Here is a 16,833-nt window from a genome sequence, read left to right on the forward strand (position 1 = left end):
GCCTCTGCAACCGCCCTCCCGCACGCACGCACGCAACGGAGCCTGCCGACATGCACGATGACCGCACCCTCGTCGAGTCCCGCCTCAAGCGCGTCCTGGAGGAGCGCATCCTCCCGGCCGTCTACCCGGAGTCCGTCCCGCTGGAGGTCGGTATCTGGACCGCCCCCGGCGAGCCCGTCCCGGTCGCCGAGGGCCTGGCCGCGCCGCGCACCCCGATCGCCGTCGGCGACGCCTGGGGCGCGCCCTGGGGCACCAGTTGGCTGACGGTGTCCGGCACGGTGCCGCAGGCCTGGGCCGGCCGGACGGTCGAGGCGCTGATCGACCTCGGCTTCGACGCCAACATGCCCGGCTTCCAGTGCGAGGGCCTGGTCTACCGCCCGGACGGCAGCCCGGTGAAGGGCCTCAACCCGCGCAACCAGTGGGTGCGGATCGCCGCCCCGGCGGCCGGCGGCGAACAGGTGCTGCTGCACGTCGAGGCCGCCGCCAACCCGGTGATCCTGGACTACCACCCCTTCCTGCCCACCGAGTTGGGCGACAGGGAGACGGCCGGCGACCAGCCGCAGTACAGGCTCGCCCGGATGGACCTCGCCGTCTTCGACGACACCGTCTGGCAGCTGTCGCTGGACCTGGAGGTGCTCGGCGAGCTGATGGCCGAGCTCCCGGTGGACGGCGCCCGCCGCTGGGAGGTGCTGCGCGCGGTCGAGCGGGCGCTGGACGCGATCGACCTCCAGGACGTCAACGGCACCGCCGCCGCGGCCCGTTCGGAGCTGACCGCGGTCCTGGCCGCGCCCGCCGTGCCGTCCGCGCACCGGATCAGCGCGATCGGCCACGCCCACATCGACTCCGCCTGGCTGTGGCCGCTGCGCGAGACGGTGCGCAAGGTCGCCCGGACCACCGCCAACATGACCGCCCTGTTGGAGGACGAGCCGGAGTTCCGCTACACCATGTCCCAGGCGCAGCAGTACGCCTGGATCAAGGAGCACCGCCCGGAGGTGTACGCCCGGGTGCGCAAGGCGGTCGCCGAGGGCCGGTTCGTCCCGGCCGGCGGCATGTGGGTGGAGTCCGACACCAACATGCCGAGCTCGGAGGCGATGGCCCGGCAGTTCGTGTACGGCAAGCGGTTCTTCCTGGAGGAGTTCGGGGTCGAGAACCACGAGGCCTGGCTGCCCGACACCTTCGGCTTCACCGGCGGCCTGCCGCAGATCATCCGCAACGCCGGCTCCAAGTGGCTGCTGACCCAGAAGATCTCCTGGAGCCAGGTGAACAGGTTCCCGCACCACACCTTCCTCTGGGAGGGCATCGACGGGACTCGCATCTTCACCCACTTCCCGCCCGTGGACACCTACAACTGCTCCATGAAGGGCAGCGAGATCGCCCACGCGGCGAGGAACTTCAAGGACAAGGGCGTGGCCCGGCACTCGATCGCCCCGACCGGCTGGGGCGACGGCGGGGGCGGGACGACCCGTGAGATGGTCGGCAAGGCCGCCCGGCTGCGGGACTTGGAGGGCTCGGCCACCGTCCGCTGGGAGAACCCCGCCGAGTTCTTCGCCAAGGCCGAGGCCGAGTACCCGAACCCGCCGGTCTGGGTCGGCGAGCTCTACCTGGAACTGCACCGGGCCACCCTGACCAGCCAGGCGAAGACCAAGCAGGGCAACCGGCGCAGCGAGAACCTGCTGCGCGAGGCCGAACTCTGGTGCGCCACGGCCGCGTTGCGCGCAGGCGCGCTGCACACCGACGCCGAGCAGCCGTACGCCTACCCGTACGAGCAGCTGGACCGGATCTGGAAGACGGTGCTGCTGCACCAGTTCCACGACATCCTGCCCGGCTCCTCGATCGCCTGGGTGCACCGCGAGGCCGAGGCCACCTACGCCGCGCTGGCGCGGGAGTTGGAGGAGCTGATCGACGCGGCCCAGCGGGCGCTGGCCGGACCGGCGGACGGTGGACGGGAGTTGGTGTTCAACGCCGCCCCGCACGCCCGTTCGGCCGTCCCGGCGGGCGGCGCGGCCCTCGCCGCCACGGACGCCACGGACGCCCCGGCCGCCACGGACGCGCCGGCCGCCACGGTCACTCCGCTCGACGGCGGCGGGTTCACCCTGCGCAACGGCCTGCTGGAGGTGGTGGTCGACGCCGACGGCCTGATCGCCTCGGCGGTCGAGCTGGCCACCGGCCGGGAGACCGTCGCCCCCGGCAGCCGGGCCAACCTGCTCCAGCTGCACCCCGACTTCCCCAACATGTGGGACGCCTGGGACGTGGACCAGTTCTACCGCAACACCGTCACCGACCTGACCGGCGTCGACTCCCTCACCGCCACAGCCACCGACGGCCGGGCCGAGGTCCGGATCGCCCGCTCCTTCGGCTCCTCCACCGTCGTCCAGACCCTCACCCTGCACGCGGGCGAGCAGCGGCTCGACATCGACACCGAGGTCGACTGGCACGAGACCGAGAAGTTCCTCAAGGCCGCCTTCCCGCTCGACGTCCACACCGAGAGGTACGCCGCCGAGACCCAGTTCGGCCACCTCTACCGGCCCACCCACACCAACACCAGCTGGGACGCCGCCAAGTTCGAGGCCTGCAACCACCGCTTCGTCCACCTGGACGAGCCCGGCTGGGGCGTCGCGCTGGTGACCGCCTCCACCTACGGCCACGACGTCACCCGCGCCGTGCGCGCCGACGACGGCGGCACCACCACCACGGTCCGCTTCTCGCTGCTGCGTGCCCCGCGCTTCCCCGACCCGAAGACCGACCAGGGCCTGCACCGCTTCCGGCACGCGCTGGTCCCCGGCGCCGCGATCGGCGACGCCGTCCGCGAGGGCTACCGGATCGGCCTGCCCGAGCGCCGGGTCACCGGCACCGCCGAGCGGGTCGCGCCACTGGTCCAGGTGGACCACGACGCCCTGGTGGTCAGCGCCGTCAAGCTCGCCGACGACCGCAGCGGCGACCTGGTCGTCCGGCTCTACGAGGCCGGCGGCGGCCGGGCCCGGGGCCGGCTCACCACCTCCTTCCCGCTGGCCGGCGCCGTCCCCTGCGACCTGCTGGAACGGCCCTGGGACGGCACCCGCGGCGAGGTGACGGTCGAGGACGGCGCGGTGCACCTGGCGCTGCGCCCGTTCGAACTGGTCACGCTGCGCCTCAGCGCCGCCCGCTGACCGACGTACGGTGAAGGCGCCCCGGCCCGCCCGGCCGGGGCGCCGCCGACCCCTCCGGGAGCCCGCCATGCCGCTCACCCCCCTGTTCGCCGCCCTCGACGTCGGCGGCACCAAGATCGCCGGGGCCCTGGTCGACGGCGCCGGCCGACTGCGGCACCGGCTGCAGCTGCCCACCCCCGCCCGGGAGCCGGGCCCGGCCGTGCTCGCCGTGGTGCACAAGGTGCTGGACCAGCTGGCCGGCACCCCCGACTGGGCCGCCGTGACGGCCCTCGGCATCGGCAGCGCCGGCCCGGTCGACCTCGCCGACGGCACCGTCAGCCCGGTCAACATCCCCGGCTGGCGCGGCTTCCCGCTGGTCGCCGAGGTCGCCGCGCACCCGGCCGTGGCCGGACTCCCGGTCCGGCTGGCGGGCGACGGCGTCGCGATGGCCGCCGCCGAGCACTGGCAGGGCGCCGCCCGGGGCGCCGCCAACGCGCTCTGCCTGGTGGTGTCCACCGGCGTCGGCGCCGGACTGGTGCTGGACGGCGCCGTCCGCCCCGGCCCCAGCGGCAACGCCGGCCACCTCGGCCACATCACCGTCGACCTGGACGGCGAGCCCTGCCCGTGCGGCTCCCGCGGCTGCCTGGAGGGCCTGGCCAGCGGCACCGCGATCGCCCGCCGGGCCCTCGCCGAGGGCTGGCGCCCGCCCGGCGAGGACGCCACCGCCCGCGCCGTGGCCGCCTCCGCCGCCGTGGGCGACCCGGTCGCGCTGGCCTCCTTCGACCGGGCCGCCCAGGCACTGGCCGCCGGGATCGCCGCCACCGCCGCCCTGGTCGACCTCCACCGGGTGGTGGTCGGCGGCGGCGTCGCCACCGCCGGGGAGGTGCTCTTCGCCCCGCTCGCCCGCCACCTGGACCGCTACGCCGCCCTGTCCTACGTCCGAGGCCTGGACGTGCGCCGCGCCGAGCTCGGCACCGACGCCGGGCTGATCGGCGCCGCCGCGCTCTGCCGCTGACAGCCCCGGGAGACCCTGGCATGCCGCCCTACGCCCTGCTAAACAACCCGGTCCGCCACTACCCCTGGGGCTCCCCCACCGCCATCCCCGCCCTCACCGGCACCGCCCCCGACGGCACCCCGCAGGCCGAACTGTGGATGGGCGCCCACCCCAGCGCACCCTCCCGGGCCGGCGGCCGGTCACTCGACGCGCTGATCGCCGCCGACCCGGACGGCCTGCTCGGGCCGGACACCGTACGGCGCTTCGGCCCGGAACTGCCCTTCCTGTTCAAGGTGCTGGCCGCCGACCGGGCGCTCTCCCTGCAGGTCCACCCGACCCGCGCCCAGGCCGAGGCCGGGTACGCCGCCGAACAGGCCCGGGGCATCCCGCTCACCGCCCCGGAGCGGGTCTACAAGGACCGCTCCCACAAGCCCGAACTGCTCTGCGCCCTCGGCGACTTCGAAGCCCTCTGCGACTTCGAGGCCCTCTGCGGCTTCCGTCCGGCGGCCGACACCGCCCGGCTACTGGACGCCCTCGGTGTGCTCGCCCCCTGGGCGGCCGCCCTGCGCGAGCGGCCCGCCGCCGAGGCACTGCCCGCGCTGCTGCGCCGGGCGCTGGGCGCCGACGCCGCCCAACTCGCCGCCGTGGCCGGGGCGCTGCGCCGTACCGCGGCCTCCGGCGGACCCCATGCGGACACCTGCGCGGCCTACGCCCGGCTCGCCGAGGAATACCCCGGCGACCCGGGCCTGCTCGCCGCGCTGCTGCTCAACCACGTCCGGCTCGGCGCCGGCCAGGCGCTGTACCTCGCCGCCGGGGTGCCGCACGCGTACCTCCGGGGCGTGGGCGTCGAGTTGATGGCCAACTCGGACAACGTGCTGCGCTGCGGACTCACCGGCAAGCACGTCGACGTGGCCGGGCTGCTGGCCGTCACCGACTTCCGGGCCGCCCGGCCGTCCGTCCTGGAGGCCCGCCCGCTGACCGCCGTCGAGGACGAATTCCCGTCCCCTGCCGAGGAGTTCCGACTCGCCCGGCTGCACCCGGCGGCCGCCCCCGTCCGGATCGAGCTGCCCACCCCGCAGATCCTGCTCTGCACCGCCGGCCGGGCCCGGCTGCACGCCCCCGGGCACCCCGGCCTCGACCTGCCCCGGGGTGCCTCGGCCTACCTGCGCCCGGGCGCCGGGCCGGTCGAGCTGACCGGGCCGGGCGCCGAGCTGTTCCGGGCCACCACCGGCCGCTAGCGCGTCCTCAGGCCCGCAGCGGGTGGCCGAAGAGCAGGTCGTAGCCGTCCGGCAGCTGCTCGACCACCCGGTCCACCAGCTCCCCCGGGACGAGATCGGCCAGGGTGCTCAGCACCGCCCCGATGTCCCACTGGGCGGTCGCGGTCGTGGCGCCGTCGATCCAGCCCACCACGGCCTCCACGAAGCGCTCGGCGGTCAACGGCTCGGCGGCGGGCCGGGCGTCCCGGAGCAGCGAGGCGTACGTCTCGGGCAGCGCCGCGGCGAGCTCACCGCGCTCACCGCCCACCAGGTGCTCGCCCAGCAGGCCGAGCACGACCCGGATGGCGTGGTCCGCCTCCGCCTCGCCCCGGTACTCGCCGCGCTCCACGACGCGGGCGCGGAAGTCCTCCCAGGAGATGGTCATCGCGTCCTCCTTCCGGTCGGCGGGACCGGGCCGGGTCGGCGGCCGATGGGCCAGGGAGGCTGCTGGTCGCGGCCCGTGACCGCCGGGGGACGTACCGGTTCCCGTGTTGCTCAGCGTACTGCGCTCCGGACCGGGCGGACCCGCCGCTGCGGGTGGGGGCGGTGGTCCCGAACGGAACCCTGGCGCCGTACCCGGGCGGTGCGGAGGAAGCCGGACGGCAGGGGCTGGGCGGGATGGGCCGGCCGCGCTGGGCCGGGCGGGGAGGGCCGGCGAGAACCGGCCGGGAGGGCCGGACGGACGGATCGACGCCGTTGTCGATCACGCCGCCGGCCCGTGCCGTCACCGGCACGGGAGCCCACCGGTCGGTAGGCGGTTCAGGAGGCGGTTCGGCGGGCGGTTCAGCTCGCCGAGGCGCGGCACCGCCGACGCGGGCCGCGCGGCGAGCCCACCCCGCCACCGGACCGGACCGGCACCCAGCGCACCGGGGCCGGCTCCGAGCCCTGCACCGGCGCCTGCCTCCGAGCCGCCCCAGCAGCCGTGGCAGACCCAGCAGACCCAGCAGCCGCAGCGGCAGCAGCGCCGACAGCCCCGCGGTCGCCACGCGCCGTGTCCAGCACCGAGCCGGCCGCCGAGACCGACATAAACGCCGCCAGAAAGCGCCGCTCGTTCTGGCTGAGTTTGCGCGAACGCCCGGTTTCCCGGTCCCGCGCGACCACCACGGTCCGCGCCCGCATAAATGTGAGCGGTTCCCGGCAGACATTCACCTCGATGTGGGCGGAACTCCGCCCGAGCCGTTCCACCGTCAGCCGCACCGACAAAGGCTCGGGGCGGTGGTGCAACTGTTCCAGGTAATCGATCTCGTGCCGGGCGATAATGAATCCGGACGGGAACAGCGATTGCCGGACGGCGGTCGCGTGGTGGCGGAACAGGTCGTAAATCCCCTCCTGGACGTAGCCGACCAGCCTGGCGTTGTTGATGTGCCCGTTCTCGTCGACGTCGCTCCACCGGGTGGAGCAGGACAGCACGTGCACGCCCGGGTGCAGGGCGCTCACTGCTCCGTCAGCCCGGCGACGGCAGCGGAGGGGAGCAGCGCCCGCTGCAACCTGGCGTAGTAGCCGGACTGTTCGGCCGCCATCCGGGCTGCGGTCCAGCCCTCCTCGGCCGCCTCGGCGGCCGCCTGCACGACCAGGCTGTCGAGCACCGTGTCGACCGACCGGCAGAGCGCGGCGACCGCCGCGAGCCGTTCGGTCACGTCCGCCGTTCCGGCCGCATTCCGGGCCGGAAAGGCCGCCAGCGAGTCGACCGCGAGCTGCAGATCGTCGATGACGTCCGACCGGCTTTCCTCCGGGGAATTCCGCATGCTTTTCTCCAGGACCAATTCGGGCCATTACGGCCCGGTAGCTGACGTTCGAATACACCTGATCGGTGTCGGCCCCCCGACGGCTTCGACGCTATCCCAGTCGGCGCAGGTCCGCAGATGGTTTTCGGACGCTGACGGGAAACTGACTTCCATTGGAGTAGTTTGCGGGGGTACACAATATGCCCCATCAGCCGAACGCGGTAAGCAGAACGGGTGGTATCGCCGACCCGCCGACCAAGATCGACTACCGTCCGTCACGGATCTGCTACCGGCCGCCCCACCAGCGCGCCTTGTACAGCTGTGTGCCGGGCAGTTTCCACGTCCCCTCGGGGCGGTGCAGCCGGATCACCGAGGTGCACCAGTCGCAGGCCCCGGAGTGGTCCGGCGCCACCCTGAGCAGCCGCCCGGTACCGGGCTCGTCGCCGAGGCTCTTGACGTCCCGCTCGTCGGCCGGATCCGCCAGGTGGACGGCCGCGAACCGGTCGGCGGCCGGGTCGTAGCGCCACAGCCCGTGCAGGGTGCTCCCCCAGAAGCGACCGGGCGCCCCCAGCACCGGCGCGAGATCGTGCCCGTCACGGTCCGGCAGCGGGGCGGAGCGGACGGCCGGCAGGGTTCTCCTCAGCACGCCCCAACGGTGCGCGGTGCACGGCGGGCCCCCTGGCCGACCAGCCGCGCGCCTCGGCCGAACGGCCCGTCAGATTCGCCCGGAGACCAGGTCCGCCACCCGGGCGATCGGCGAGGTGGTGGCCCGTCCGGCCGCCTCCTGCCGGTCGGCGGCGTGGTAGGCGGCGTACATGGCCCGCACCCCCAGCCAGCGCAGCGGCTCCGGCTCCCAGCGCCGCACGGTGTGCCCCACCCAGGGCAGCGCGGTCAGTTCGGTGTCCCGCCCCAGCACCAGGTCGCGCAGGGTACGGCCGGCCAGGTTGGTGGTGGTCACCCCGCTGCCGACGTACCCGCCCGCCCAGCCGAGCCCGCTCGCCCGGTCCAGCTCCACCGTCGCGCACCAGTCCCGGGGGACGCCCAGCACCCCGGCCCAGGCGTGGTCGATCCGGGCGTGCGCGGCGGCGGGGAAGAAGTCGTTCAGGATCCGGCGCAGTTGGCGCACCGTCTCCACCTGGGTGCTGCCGTCCGAGTCCGTCCGCGAGCCGAAGCGGTACGGCACGCCCCGCCCACCGAGGGCGATCCGGTCGTCGGCGGTCCGCTGGGCGTACATGTAGGCGTGCGCGAAGTCCCCGAGCACCTCCCGGCCCTGCCAGCCGGCCTCCGCCCAGAACTCGGCGGGCAGCGGCTCGGTGGCCACCATCGCCGAGTTCATCGGCAGCCAGGTCCGGCGCTCGCCGGGCAGCCCGGCGGTGAATCCCTCGGTGGCGCGCAGCACGTGGTCGGCGGTGACGGTGCCGTACGGGGTCACGGCGCGCGGGCGGCGGCCACCCCCGCCGGGAAGGATCCCGGTGACGGCCGTCCCCTCGAACACCTCGACCCCCAACTCCCGCACCACCCGAGCCAGGCCCCGCGCGAGCTTCGCCGGCTGGATCCGGGCGCCGTACGGGGACCACGCACCGCCCCGGACCTCGGTGACGTTGATCCGCTCCGCCGCCTCCTTCGCGGAGAGCTCCTCCACCCGGCCCTCGCCGTAGCCGCGCTCGACCTCGACGAACGCCCGCAGGCGCTCCAACTGCGGCCTGCTCCGGGCCACTTCGAGTACGCCGCCCTGGCGGACGTCCGCCTCGATCCGCTCGGCGGCCGCGGTCTCCACGACCTCCCCGACCGCCGCGTCCATCACCCGCTGCATCGCCGCCGCCCGGCCCCGGCCGTACTTCCCGGCGAAGGCCTCGCGCCCGGCGAAGCCGTTGTACAGCCACCCGCCGTTGCGCCCGGAGGCGCCGTAGCCGCAGAAGCGGCGCTCCAACAGGGCGACCCGCAGGGAGGGTTCGGCCTTCTTCAAGTAGTAGGCCGTCCACAGCCCGGTGTACCCGCCGCCGACGATGCAGACGTCCACGTCGGCGTCCCCCGGCAACGCCGGTCCGGGCTGCGGCACCCCCTCCGCCGCGTACCAGAACGACACCTCGCCGTTGACCGCTGCCACCGGAACCTCCCAACACCGTCGCCGACCTGCCCGGACGCTACTCCGGGCCGATCACGGTGGAACAGCGGCACACTGCCAGGATCGGGCTGCCGGACCAGCCACCCTGTCAGTCCTCCAACAGGTCCAGCGCTCGGGTCCAGCTGTACGACCCGGGTGTGAACTCCGCGATCCGCACGCCCATCCGGCGCAGCCGCTCCAGGCTCTCCCCGTACGCGGGGTGCGCCGCCTGGGCCGCGCTCAGGCAGGGCTGGACGGCGACCGGGATCCCCCAGCCGTAGGACTCGCACAGGATGCCCAGCGCGAGGGTGTCCGAGATCCCGGCGCTCCACTTGTTGATCGTGTTGAAGGTGGCGGGCGAGACCACGAGCGCGTCCGGATCGGGCAGCGGCCGGGGATCCCCGGGCTTCCGCCAGGCGGAGCGGATCGGGAAACCCGTCTGCTCCTCCACGCCTTCCACGTCGATGAACCCCGTCGCCGACGGAGTCGCCACCACCCCGACGGACCACCCCCGCCCCTGCGCGGCGGAGATCAACTCGCCTACCCCGCCCGCCACTCCGGCCGCACACACCACCACGTACAGCATCGGCATCGCCCGAACTCCCCTCTCCGGTCAAGGGACCACCACCGTCAGATCCGCATGCACGATCTTCCCGTACGCCTCCACGGAGGCCCCCCAACGCCCACCGGTCACGTGGTGGACCAGAGCGAGCCCCCGATGCCCCTCCTCGTCCTCCCCCGCCACCATCAGCACGGGCAGGGTTCGGGAGCCGTCGCGCACCGCCACCCGCACGGTCCGGTCGGTGAGCCTGCGGACGGTGACGGTCATCCGCGCCAGACACCCGGTCTTCACCGCATTGGTGACAAGTTCACTGACGACCAGGGCCGCCGGCTCGACCAACTCCGGCAGCCCCCACTCCGCCAGCTTCCCCCGCACCATCCGCCGGGCCTCCCCCACCGCCTCCGCCCGGTACGGCAACATCGCAGTCGCAGGCCTCGGCGCCCGCTCGGCGATAAGAAGTCCACTCATCATCAACAGCCCCTCGGCCATCGGAGTCTCGAACCGAAGCACTGCGGGGCACGGCCCTCAAGCCAGCACTCAAAGCAGCACGTGACCAGTGAACGACAATGCGTTACCTTCAACCAGAGCGGACCTACCGCACTTTCCAGGCGTTACCCAGGCGTCGCAGACGCACGGGTGGGAACGATGGCACTCGTGGAGCTGGGACGGATGAGCAGCAAGCGCAACCTGTTCGCCCAAAGGCGCAGGGAGTTGGGCTACAGTCAGGAAAGGCTCGCTGCCGATCTTGGAGTTGCTACTTCCACCGTCACCCGCTGGGAGTGCGGACACGCCGACCCCCAGCCTCAACAGAGGCCAAAGCTCGCAGCGCTCCTCAAGGTCACCACCTCTGAACTGGACGGCCTCCTGAACCCGCCGCCCAAGTCGCCGGTTCGCAAGACGATCCCTTCGTCCATCGACGAAAGTGACGATATGAAGAGACGCGAGGCCCTCGGGCTGATTGCGGCGACAGGGGCCCTGATCACGTTCACCTCTGGCGGGAACACACCGGCGTCAGCAGCTCCCATCCCGTCACTCCATGCTGACAGCCTGATGAGCGCCCATCTCTGGCAGGCCTTCTCCTCGTCCCGGAACAAGCAAGCGGTCTATCCACTGGTGCGGCATCAGCTGGTGGCTCTCACAGCCGGGCTCCGCTCAATCACCTCGGACAGCGAACGGAAGCCAATCTGCGAGGTGGCGGCCAACCTCTACCAACTCGCCGGCGAGATCCTCTTCGATGCCAACCACTACACGGATGCCGCACAGTGCTACACCCTTGCCGCAGCGGCCGCTCGCGAAGCGTCGAACTATGACCTCTGGGCCTGCGCTCTGACCCGTCACGCCTTCATCGAACTGTCCGAACGTCGATTTGCCACAGCCGAACCGATCCTCGCCGCCGCGTCGCGGATCGCCCAGCGGGGGGATGACCAACTCTCCACTCGTCACTGGGTCGCCGTCGTCCAGGCGCAGGTGTACGCCGGCCTCGGACAACTGGAATCCTGCGACCGCGCACTTGCCGAGGCCGAGCAGGTGACCGGCCTGAGCGGCCCGATCCAGAACGGGGGCTGGCTGCGGTTCGACGGCACCCGCCTCGCTGAGGAGCGTGGCACCTGTTATCTCGCTCTCGGCCGACCCGACCTTGCCGAACAGGCCCTACTCAACGCACTGGAGACGAGTCGGTCTCCCAGACGCCGTGGCGCCGTCCTCGCCGAACTCGCCACGCTCAACGCCCACAGCGGCGACATCGAACAGGTCGTTCACTTCAGCGAGGCGTCCATGGCTCTGGCCGAGGAGACCAGATCCGGCTACATCGCAAGGAAGCTCGACGGACTCAAGCCGCACCTCGCACCTCTGATGCGGGACCACCGGATCGCAGCGCTTCACGACCACATCTCAGCGCTCCAACCCACCGCCTGACGAAAGGAACACACATGACCGAGGACGGCCGGATCTTCCGCGAGGCCTGGATCGCCGGGGTGCGCAAGCACTTCCCCGGCGATCCCAAGCCCGGCTACGTCTCCCCCTGGGAGGAGACCCCCGACTGGGAGCGGGCCGCTGCCGCCGCCGTGTTCGGCCAGGTGCGCGACTTCATCACCGTGAGCGGCGGCGCCACCTCGAACCTCAGCCGCGAGCAGAAGAGCCGGTTCGTCGCCCTCTGCTGGATCGCCCAGATCCACCACCGCATCGCCGACCCCAAGCCCGCCTACACCGCCGACTGGGACGACCTCCCCAAGTGGCAGCAGGAGACCGACGCCGACATCTTCGAGGCCGTCGAGCGTCATCTCTGACCCCCCGCCCGCGCCTGCGGCACCGCAGGCGCGGGCCCGGCCACGGACACGGGGCAGCCGGTGATCAGCTCGGGTAGATCGGGTCCGTGCCGTAGGACCACAGGCTGCCCGAGCGGGCGAAGACCTGGATCGCGTCGCCGGAGTTGGTCGTGTAGCCGCCGTGCGAGAAGCAGTCGCCGGGGTACAGGAGCGGTGTGGTCGCGGAGGCGATGGTGTTGCCGCTGGCGTCGTCCTTGATCCAGATGACGAAGTCGTTGGCGGACGACTGGTGGTTGCAGATCTCGACCGTGCCGTACTGGCCCCACGAGTTGTAGGTGTTCGTGCCGGTGATGCACGTCCCGTGCTGGCAGTAGGTGTCGGTGCTCGCACTGGCGGTACCCGCCGTGGCGGCGATGCCGCCGAGGGCGAGCACGGCAGCGGCGAAGCCCTGCACGGTGCGCTTGGCGATGGTGCGCATCAAGGTGTCCCCGTTCACGCATGGGGGGTCGGCCCGGTCGCCTCCCCCGTCGGCACCGAGGAGCCTAGCCTCGCCGAGAACCGCACCGAGGAGCCCCTTTCCGGCCACATCCGATCAGAGGTCGACGGCATTCGGGTAGTGCCGCCGGAGTCCCGCCAGCACGCGCTCGTCGGCGGCGCGGACCTCCCACAGGGTGCTGTCGAACTCCGTGAGCACCACCACCGGCCCGTCCTCGGCGAACCCGGTGGCCTCGGCGTCGACGAACTGAACTCCCGGGGAGACCAGGGCGAGCAGCGTCGCAGTGTCCATGCCCTCGCCCTCGGAGCGCCGCTCAAGCTCCGCCGTGAGGTCCCACTGCTCAGCGCACTCGACCCTCCAGCGCAGCTCCCGGGCCGAGTCCCCCAGCCGGGCCAGCACCTCGGCCAGCGTCACGTAGTGCGCCCCCCGCCACGCCTCGAAGCTGATCCCCTTCATCCCCGCCTCCCCTGTCGCTCCGGCCGGCCGGTCCGGCGACCACGCCACCTCATCCTCCCGGCTCAGGTGCCGAGCCGCGCCGGGGGGACCACCGAGGGCGGTGAGCACTGCGGGGAGGTGCGGCAGACGGTGAGCGGCCGGGGGTTGGCGCCGTCGAGCACCTGCACCGACCACAGCACCGGGTAACTGCGGCCGCAGATCCCGCAGGTCGGAGGCAGCGGCGGGGCGTACCCCTCGGGCGGTGGGCCGAACCCGGGCGGGGCGACGGGCGGCGCAGCAGGCGGCGCCGGTACCGACGCAGCAGGCGGCGCCGGTATCGGCGCAGCCGCCGGCATCGGCGGGACGGCCGGGCGCGGCGGCGCCACCGGAGGCGGCGGTACGACCGGGGCCGGCGGTACCACCGCGGCCGGCGCCGCCCCCCACACCGCCAGCCCCGCCACCAGCGCCTCGAAGTCGTACCCGCACTCGCCGCAGCTGAGCAGCGCCCCCTCCGTACGCATGTCCCCGCAGCCCGGGCAGAAGGTCACCGGGTGCTCGTCGGCCGCGGTGCTCTCGCAGCGCGAGCAGATGAAGTCGGGCTCGACCTTGCCCTGTTGGAGGAATGTCCCGATCATCGCGAACGGGTTGATCTCGCCGTTCTTGCCGTGGCCGGCGCGGACGACGCTGGTGATGAGCTTGAGCCGCCGCCGTCGTTCCCGCATCCGCTGGAGGTCCAGGTTCACCACCTTGGTCTGCCGGCAGTCCCGGCAGGTGCACAGGGTCCGTACGGGCAACCGGCAGCGGATGCCGAACTGGCGGTACAGGAACTCGAAGGCGGGGCGCTGTTCGCTGCCGATCCGCACGTCCACCACGCCGAACCCGGCCGCGGTCAGGCTCCCCTCCACGGTGGCGGCCAGCCGGGCCACCTCGGCGCCGAGCGGCTCCGGCACGCCGTCCGGCCGGCTGCTCATCATCACCGGGATCGCCAGCAGCCCGGCCAGGGCCGCCCGGTCGAGGGCGAGGACGCCCTCGCGGGAGTGGAAGACGGCGCCCTGGACGCCGCCCCACAACGACGGCCCGGTGGCCCTGGGGCCGCCGGAGAGCCGGTCGTTGATCAGGGCGGTGACGCCGCCGACCACCCGTTGCCCGGTCTGGTGGTGCCGGGCCAGCGCCTCGGCCTCGGGTGCCCGGGTCCACCAGCGGGGCTGGGGGAAGCCGGCCGCCGCCTCGGGGTCGAGCCCGCCCAGCGCCCGGTCGAGGGCGAACAGGGCGCCCTGGTAGGCCGTCACGTACGGGGACTGCACGCCCAGGGCGACCACCGAGACGGCCCGGTCGGTCAGGTGCACCGACACCGTGGTGCCGTGCCCGTCGGCGGCGGCGAACTGGAGCCGCGCCGCGAGCGGGACTTCGTCGGGCAGCAGCATCGCGGAGCGCACGGCCGAGCCGCGCCGGGCCTCCACCACGGTGGCCTGCTCCGAGGTGACCTGGAAGCCGAGCGAGCGCAGCGCGTCGACGGCGGCGATCCGGACGCGTCCGGCGTCGGCGCGGACGCGGCGCTCGGCGTCGAGGGTGATCGAGGCCAAGACTCCTCCGCGGGACTGGATTTCGGTACGGAACGTCCGCACGACGGACCGGGAGTCTAGCCATCGACGACCGCAGCCCGCAGGGCGAATCAGCGGATCCGGGCGCCCGCCCCGACCAGCTCCACCACCTCGTCCGCGCACCCCCAGCTCAGCGTGACGCCCGCGCCGCCGTGCCCGTAGTTGTGCACGATCCGGAGCCCGTCCGCCGTCTCCCCGGCCGCCAGCCGCACCCCGCCCCTGCGGTCGGGTCGCAGGCCGACCGGCCAGCCGACGAGTTCGGCGCCGCGCAGCTCGGGGACGTGCGCGGCGCACCGGGCCAGGATCGCCTCGGCCGCCGCCCGGTCGCCGCGGAGGTCCCAGCTGCCCTCCTCGAAGGTGCCGCCGAGGACGACGTCCCGGCTGCGCGGGTGGACGTAGGTGTACCCGGCCGGTTCGTCCTGGATCCGCAGCGAGGCCCGCAGGCCGGGGTTGCGCACCAGGGCGAGCTGTCCGCGCACCGGCCGCACCGCGTCGTCGCCGCACAGCAGCCGGGCGCCCAGGCCGGAGGCGTTGACCACCACGGGCGCCCAGGCACCGGCCTGCCGGAGGGTGTCGAGCCGCCGGTGGAGCACCTTGCCGCCGCCGTCGCGGAAGCGGCCGAGCAGCCAGGGCAGGTAGCGCGGCATCTCGACCGTGGGGGCGGTGAACCGCCAGCCGTCCGCGTAGGCCGGGGCGAGGTCGGCCGGTTCCAGTCGGCGCAGGTCGGGGACGCCGGCGCCCCACCAGGGGATGCCGGCGTCCTGGCGCCGGAGCGCGGGCATCCAGGTGTCGCGCAGGACGACGCCGGGCACGCCGGCCCGGGCCTGCCGGGCGAGTTCGGCGTAGGTGGCCGCCGACCAGGCGGCCACCCGGTCGCCCGGCTCCACGCCCACCGGGTACCAGACGGCGGCGGCCACGGCCGAGACCGTGGACAGCAGCCCGTCCGCCGTCACCACCCTGACCCGCAGGCCCTGCTCCTGGAGGCGCAGGGCCGTGGTGAGCCCGATGATCCCGCTGCCGATCACGACCACGTCCAGGTCCATGCCCGGCCCCATCCCCGAGTCCGTGCCCGGATCCGGGCCCGGGTCCGCTTCCACGTCCACACCCGAATCAACGCCAACGCCCACGGTGATCCCCTCCTCCCGACGCCCGCCGGCCGGTCCGGTCGCGGCGGCCGGACTCCAGGAAAGCGGGGCGGGCGGCAAGGCGTCCAAGACCGGTTGCGTCCCCCGGCGATAAGGCGCCCTTATCACCGCCGGTGGGCGGCGCGCGGGCTCGGCGCCGGACGGTCGCGGCGGGCCTATCATCGGCCAGTGGACCTCCGTCGTATGCGCTACTTCGCCGTCCTGGCCGAGGAGTTGAACTTCACCCGGGCCGCCCGCCGACTGCGGGTGGCCCAGCCCGCGCTGAGCCAGCAGATCAAGGCGCTGGAGCGGCAGCTCGGTGTGCAGCTGGTCGAACGCACCAGCCGGGGCTGCACGTTGACCCCGATCGGCGGCGCGGTCGCCGAGGAGGCCCGGCAGCTGCTGCACCAGGTGGCCGAGGCCGACCGGCGGATCGCGGCGGTGGCCCGGGGGCAGCAGGGCAGCCTCCGGGTGGCGTACACCCGCTCGGCCCGCGGCGGCGTCTCGGACACCCTGATGGGCGAGTTCCGCAGCCGCTACCCCAGGGTGGACGTCGCCCTGCAGACCGGCTGGACGGCCCTCAACGTCGAGGAGCTGCTCGCCGGGCGGCTGGACGCAGCCTTCGTCCGTCCGCCGCTGGACGTCCCCGAGCTGGCCTGCCAGGTCATCGCCGAGGAGGAGCTGCTGCTCGCGGTGCCGAGCGGCCACCCGCTCGCCCGGGGCCGCGGTCGGCTCGACCGTGGCGCGATCAGGGACGAGCCGGTGGTGCTGTGGCCGCGCGACAACGGGCCCGGGATGCACGCGTCGATCACCGGCCAGCTCTGGCCCGACCGGCCGCCCTGGATCGTCCGCGAGGAGCCGGACGACGAGCAGTTGCTGCTCGCGGTGGCGGCGGGCCACGGCATCGCGCCGATCCCGGAGGGCCGGGCCCGGGTCTTCCGGATCCCCGGCGTCAGCCTGCGCCGCCTGGCCCGCCCGGTTCCGACGGTCTCGCTGGGCCTGGCCCACCACCCTCGGACGGCCTCCCCGGCGGTCCAGCTGCTGCTCGCCATGGCCCCGCGGATCGGCATCGCGGACACCGCCTCGGACCCTTCCGCAGACGGGAGTTGACGACTTCGGGCCCGCCCCCGCACTCAGGCGCACCAACG

17 protein-coding genes are annotated in these 16,833 nt (G+C 73.7%); 6 read left to right on the forward strand and 11 right to left on the reverse strand.

Going from position 1 to position 16,833, the window contains the following annotated elements:
* The first annotated feature begins 50 nt into the window (after positions 1 to 50).
* The 3 genes from ACZ4W5_RS13470 (at position 51) to manA (ending at position 5,357) form a co-directional block, all read left to right on the forward strand.
* Complete coding sequence (locus ACZ4W5_RS13470) at positions 51 to 3,146, forward strand: alpha-mannosidase (protein ID WP_465654336.1); 3,096 nt, start codon at positions 51 to 53, stop codon at positions 3,144 to 3,146.
* Between the two features lie 67 nt (positions 3,147 to 3,213).
* On the forward strand, positions 3,214 to 4,140 hold the full coding sequence (locus ACZ4W5_RS13475) for an ROK family protein (RefSeq protein ID WP_465654338.1): 927 nt from the start codon (positions 3,214 to 3,216) through the stop codon (positions 4,138 to 4,140).
* A 20-nt stretch (positions 4,141 to 4,160) separates the two neighbouring features.
* Complete coding sequence (gene manA, locus ACZ4W5_RS13480; protein WP_465654340.1) at positions 4,161 to 5,357, forward strand: mannose-6-phosphate isomerase, class I; 1,197 nt, start codon at positions 4,161 to 4,163, stop codon at positions 5,355 to 5,357.
* A gap of 7 nt (positions 5,358 to 5,364) precedes the next feature.
* Here manA and ACZ4W5_RS13485 read toward each other — a convergent pair whose 3' ends face one another.
* The 7 genes from ACZ4W5_RS13485 to ACZ4W5_RS13515 form a co-directional block, all read right to left on the reverse strand.
* Positions 5,365 to 5,760, reverse strand: a complete 396-nt coding sequence (locus ACZ4W5_RS13485) for a DUF2267 domain-containing protein (protein ID WP_360235427.1) — start codon at positions 5,758 to 5,760, stop codon at positions 5,365 to 5,367.
* A gap of 398 nt (positions 5,761 to 6,158) precedes the next feature.
* On the reverse strand, positions 6,159 to 6,812 hold the full coding sequence (locus tag ACZ4W5_RS13490; protein ID WP_465654342.1) for an acyl-CoA thioesterase: 654 nt from the start codon (positions 6,810 to 6,812) through the stop codon (positions 6,159 to 6,161).
* Complete coding sequence (locus ACZ4W5_RS13495; RefSeq protein ID WP_360235421.1) at positions 6,809 to 7,120, reverse strand: hypothetical protein; 312 nt, start codon at positions 7,118 to 7,120, stop codon at positions 6,809 to 6,811. The genes ACZ4W5_RS13490 and ACZ4W5_RS13495 overlap by 4 nt, the downstream gene beginning before the upstream one ends.
* Before the next feature lie 265 nt (positions 7,121 to 7,385).
* The gene (locus tag ACZ4W5_RS13500; protein WP_465654345.1) at positions 7,386 to 7,745 is read right to left on the reverse strand and encodes a hypothetical protein; all 360 of its coding nucleotides are present in this window, start codon (positions 7,743 to 7,745) and stop codon (positions 7,386 to 7,388) included.
* A gap of 69 nt (positions 7,746 to 7,814) precedes the next feature.
* Positions 7,815 to 9,206 (reverse strand): NAD(P)/FAD-dependent oxidoreductase, encoded by a 1,392-nt coding sequence (locus tag ACZ4W5_RS13505; RefSeq protein ID WP_465654347.1) that lies wholly within the window; start codon positions 9,204 to 9,206, stop codon positions 7,815 to 7,817.
* 106 nt (positions 9,207 to 9,312) lie between these two features.
* Positions 9,313 to 9,795, reverse strand: a complete 483-nt coding sequence (locus ACZ4W5_RS13510) for a flavoprotein (protein WP_465654349.1) — start codon at positions 9,793 to 9,795, stop codon at positions 9,313 to 9,315.
* Positions 9,796 to 9,816: 21 nt separating this feature from the next.
* Entirely contained in the window at positions 9,817 to 10,254 is a 438-nt protein-coding gene (locus ACZ4W5_RS13515; protein WP_360235409.1) for an ATP-binding protein, read from the reverse strand.
* A gap of 180 nt (positions 10,255 to 10,434) precedes the next feature.
* On the opposite strand from ACZ4W5_RS13515, the gene ACZ4W5_RS13520 reads away from it, so the two are divergent.
* On the forward strand, positions 10,435 to 11,679 hold the full coding sequence (locus ACZ4W5_RS13520; protein ID WP_465654351.1) for a helix-turn-helix domain-containing protein: 1,245 nt from the start codon (positions 10,435 to 10,437) through the stop codon (positions 11,677 to 11,679).
* A gap of 14 nt (positions 11,680 to 11,693) precedes the next feature.
* Positions 11,694 to 12,050: a hypothetical protein gene (locus tag ACZ4W5_RS13525; protein WP_465654353.1), complete on the forward strand. Its 357-nt coding sequence runs from the start codon at positions 11,694 to 11,696 to the stop codon at positions 12,048 to 12,050.
* 64 nt (positions 12,051 to 12,114) lie between these two features.
* On the opposite strand, the gene ACZ4W5_RS13530 is transcribed toward ACZ4W5_RS13525, so the two are convergent.
* The 4 genes from ACZ4W5_RS13530 to ACZ4W5_RS13545 form a co-directional block, all read right to left on the reverse strand.
* Positions 12,115 to 12,507: a hypothetical protein gene (locus ACZ4W5_RS13530; protein ID WP_360235401.1), complete on the reverse strand. Its 393-nt coding sequence runs from the start codon at positions 12,505 to 12,507 to the stop codon at positions 12,115 to 12,117.
* Positions 12,508 to 12,621: 114 nt separating this feature from the next.
* Positions 12,622 to 12,981, reverse strand: a complete 360-nt coding sequence (locus ACZ4W5_RS13535) for a hypothetical protein (protein ID WP_465654355.1) — start codon at positions 12,979 to 12,981, stop codon at positions 12,622 to 12,624.
* Between the two features lie 62 nt (positions 12,982 to 13,043).
* Positions 13,044 to 14,543 carry a hypothetical protein gene (locus ACZ4W5_RS13540; RefSeq protein ID WP_465654357.1) on the reverse strand — a complete coding sequence of 500 codons (1,500 nt, stop codon included), beginning with the start codon at positions 14,541 to 14,543 and terminating at the stop codon, positions 13,044 to 13,046.
* Positions 14,544 to 14,632: 89 nt separating this feature from the next.
* Positions 14,633 to 15,604, reverse strand: coding sequence for an FAD-dependent oxidoreductase (locus ACZ4W5_RS13545; RefSeq protein WP_465654359.1), 972 nt, complete (start codon positions 15,602 to 15,604; stop codon positions 14,633 to 14,635).
* A 270-nt stretch (positions 15,605 to 15,874) separates the two neighbouring features.
* Between ACZ4W5_RS13545 and ACZ4W5_RS13550 the strand changes: the two genes are divergently transcribed.
* Complete coding sequence (locus ACZ4W5_RS13550) at positions 15,875 to 16,795, forward strand: LysR family transcriptional regulator (RefSeq protein ID WP_465654361.1); 921 nt, start codon at positions 15,875 to 15,877, stop codon at positions 16,793 to 16,795.
* Positions 16,796 to 16,833: the final 38 nt, after the last annotated feature.

Source organism: Kitasatospora sp. NPDC029367, from assembly GCF_055569135.1.

Bases quoted from the DNA above. Each gene is read 5' to 3' on its own strand.
- ACZ4W5_RS13520 (WP_465654351.1), top strand. From the start codon at position 10,435: ATGAGCAGCAAGCGCAACCTGTTCGCCCAAAGGCGCAGGGAGTTGGGC.
- ACZ4W5_RS13475 (WP_465654338.1), top strand. From the start codon at position 3,214: ATGCCGCTCACCCCCCTGTTCGCCGCCCTCGACGTCGGCGGCACCAAG.
- ACZ4W5_RS13525 (WP_465654353.1), top strand. From the start codon at position 11,694: ATGACCGAGGACGGCCGGATCTTCCGCGAGGCCTGGATCGCCGGGGTG.
- ACZ4W5_RS13515 (WP_360235409.1), bottom strand. From the start codon at position 10,254: ATGGCCGAGGGGCTGTTGATGATGAGTGGACTTCTTATCGCCGAGCGG.
- ACZ4W5_RS13470 (WP_465654336.1), top strand. From the start codon at position 51: ATGCACGATGACCGCACCCTCGTCGAGTCCCGCCTCAAGCGCGTCCTG.
- ACZ4W5_RS13545 (WP_465654359.1), bottom strand. From the start codon at position 15,604: ATGGACCTGGACGTGGTCGTGATCGGCAGCGGGATCATCGGGCTCACC.
- ACZ4W5_RS13495 (WP_360235421.1), bottom strand. From the start codon at position 7,120: ATGCGGAATTCCCCGGAGGAAAGCCGGTCGGACGTCATCGACGATCTG.
- ACZ4W5_RS13535 (WP_465654355.1), bottom strand. From the start codon at position 12,981: ATGAAGGGGATCAGCTTCGAGGCGTGGCGGGGGGCGCACTACGTGACG.
- ACZ4W5_RS13510 (WP_465654349.1), bottom strand. From the start codon at position 9,795: ATGCCGATGCTGTACGTGGTGGTGTGTGCGGCCGGAGTGGCGGGCGGG.
- ACZ4W5_RS13485 (WP_360235427.1), bottom strand. From the start codon at position 5,760: ATGACCATCTCCTGGGAGGACTTCCGCGCCCGCGTCGTGGAGCGCGGC.
- manA (WP_465654340.1), top strand. From the start codon at position 4,161: ATGCCGCCCTACGCCCTGCTAAACAACCCGGTCCGCCACTACCCCTGG.
- ACZ4W5_RS13530 (WP_360235401.1), bottom strand. From the start codon at position 12,507: ATGCGCACCATCGCCAAGCGCACCGTGCAGGGCTTCGCCGCTGCCGTG.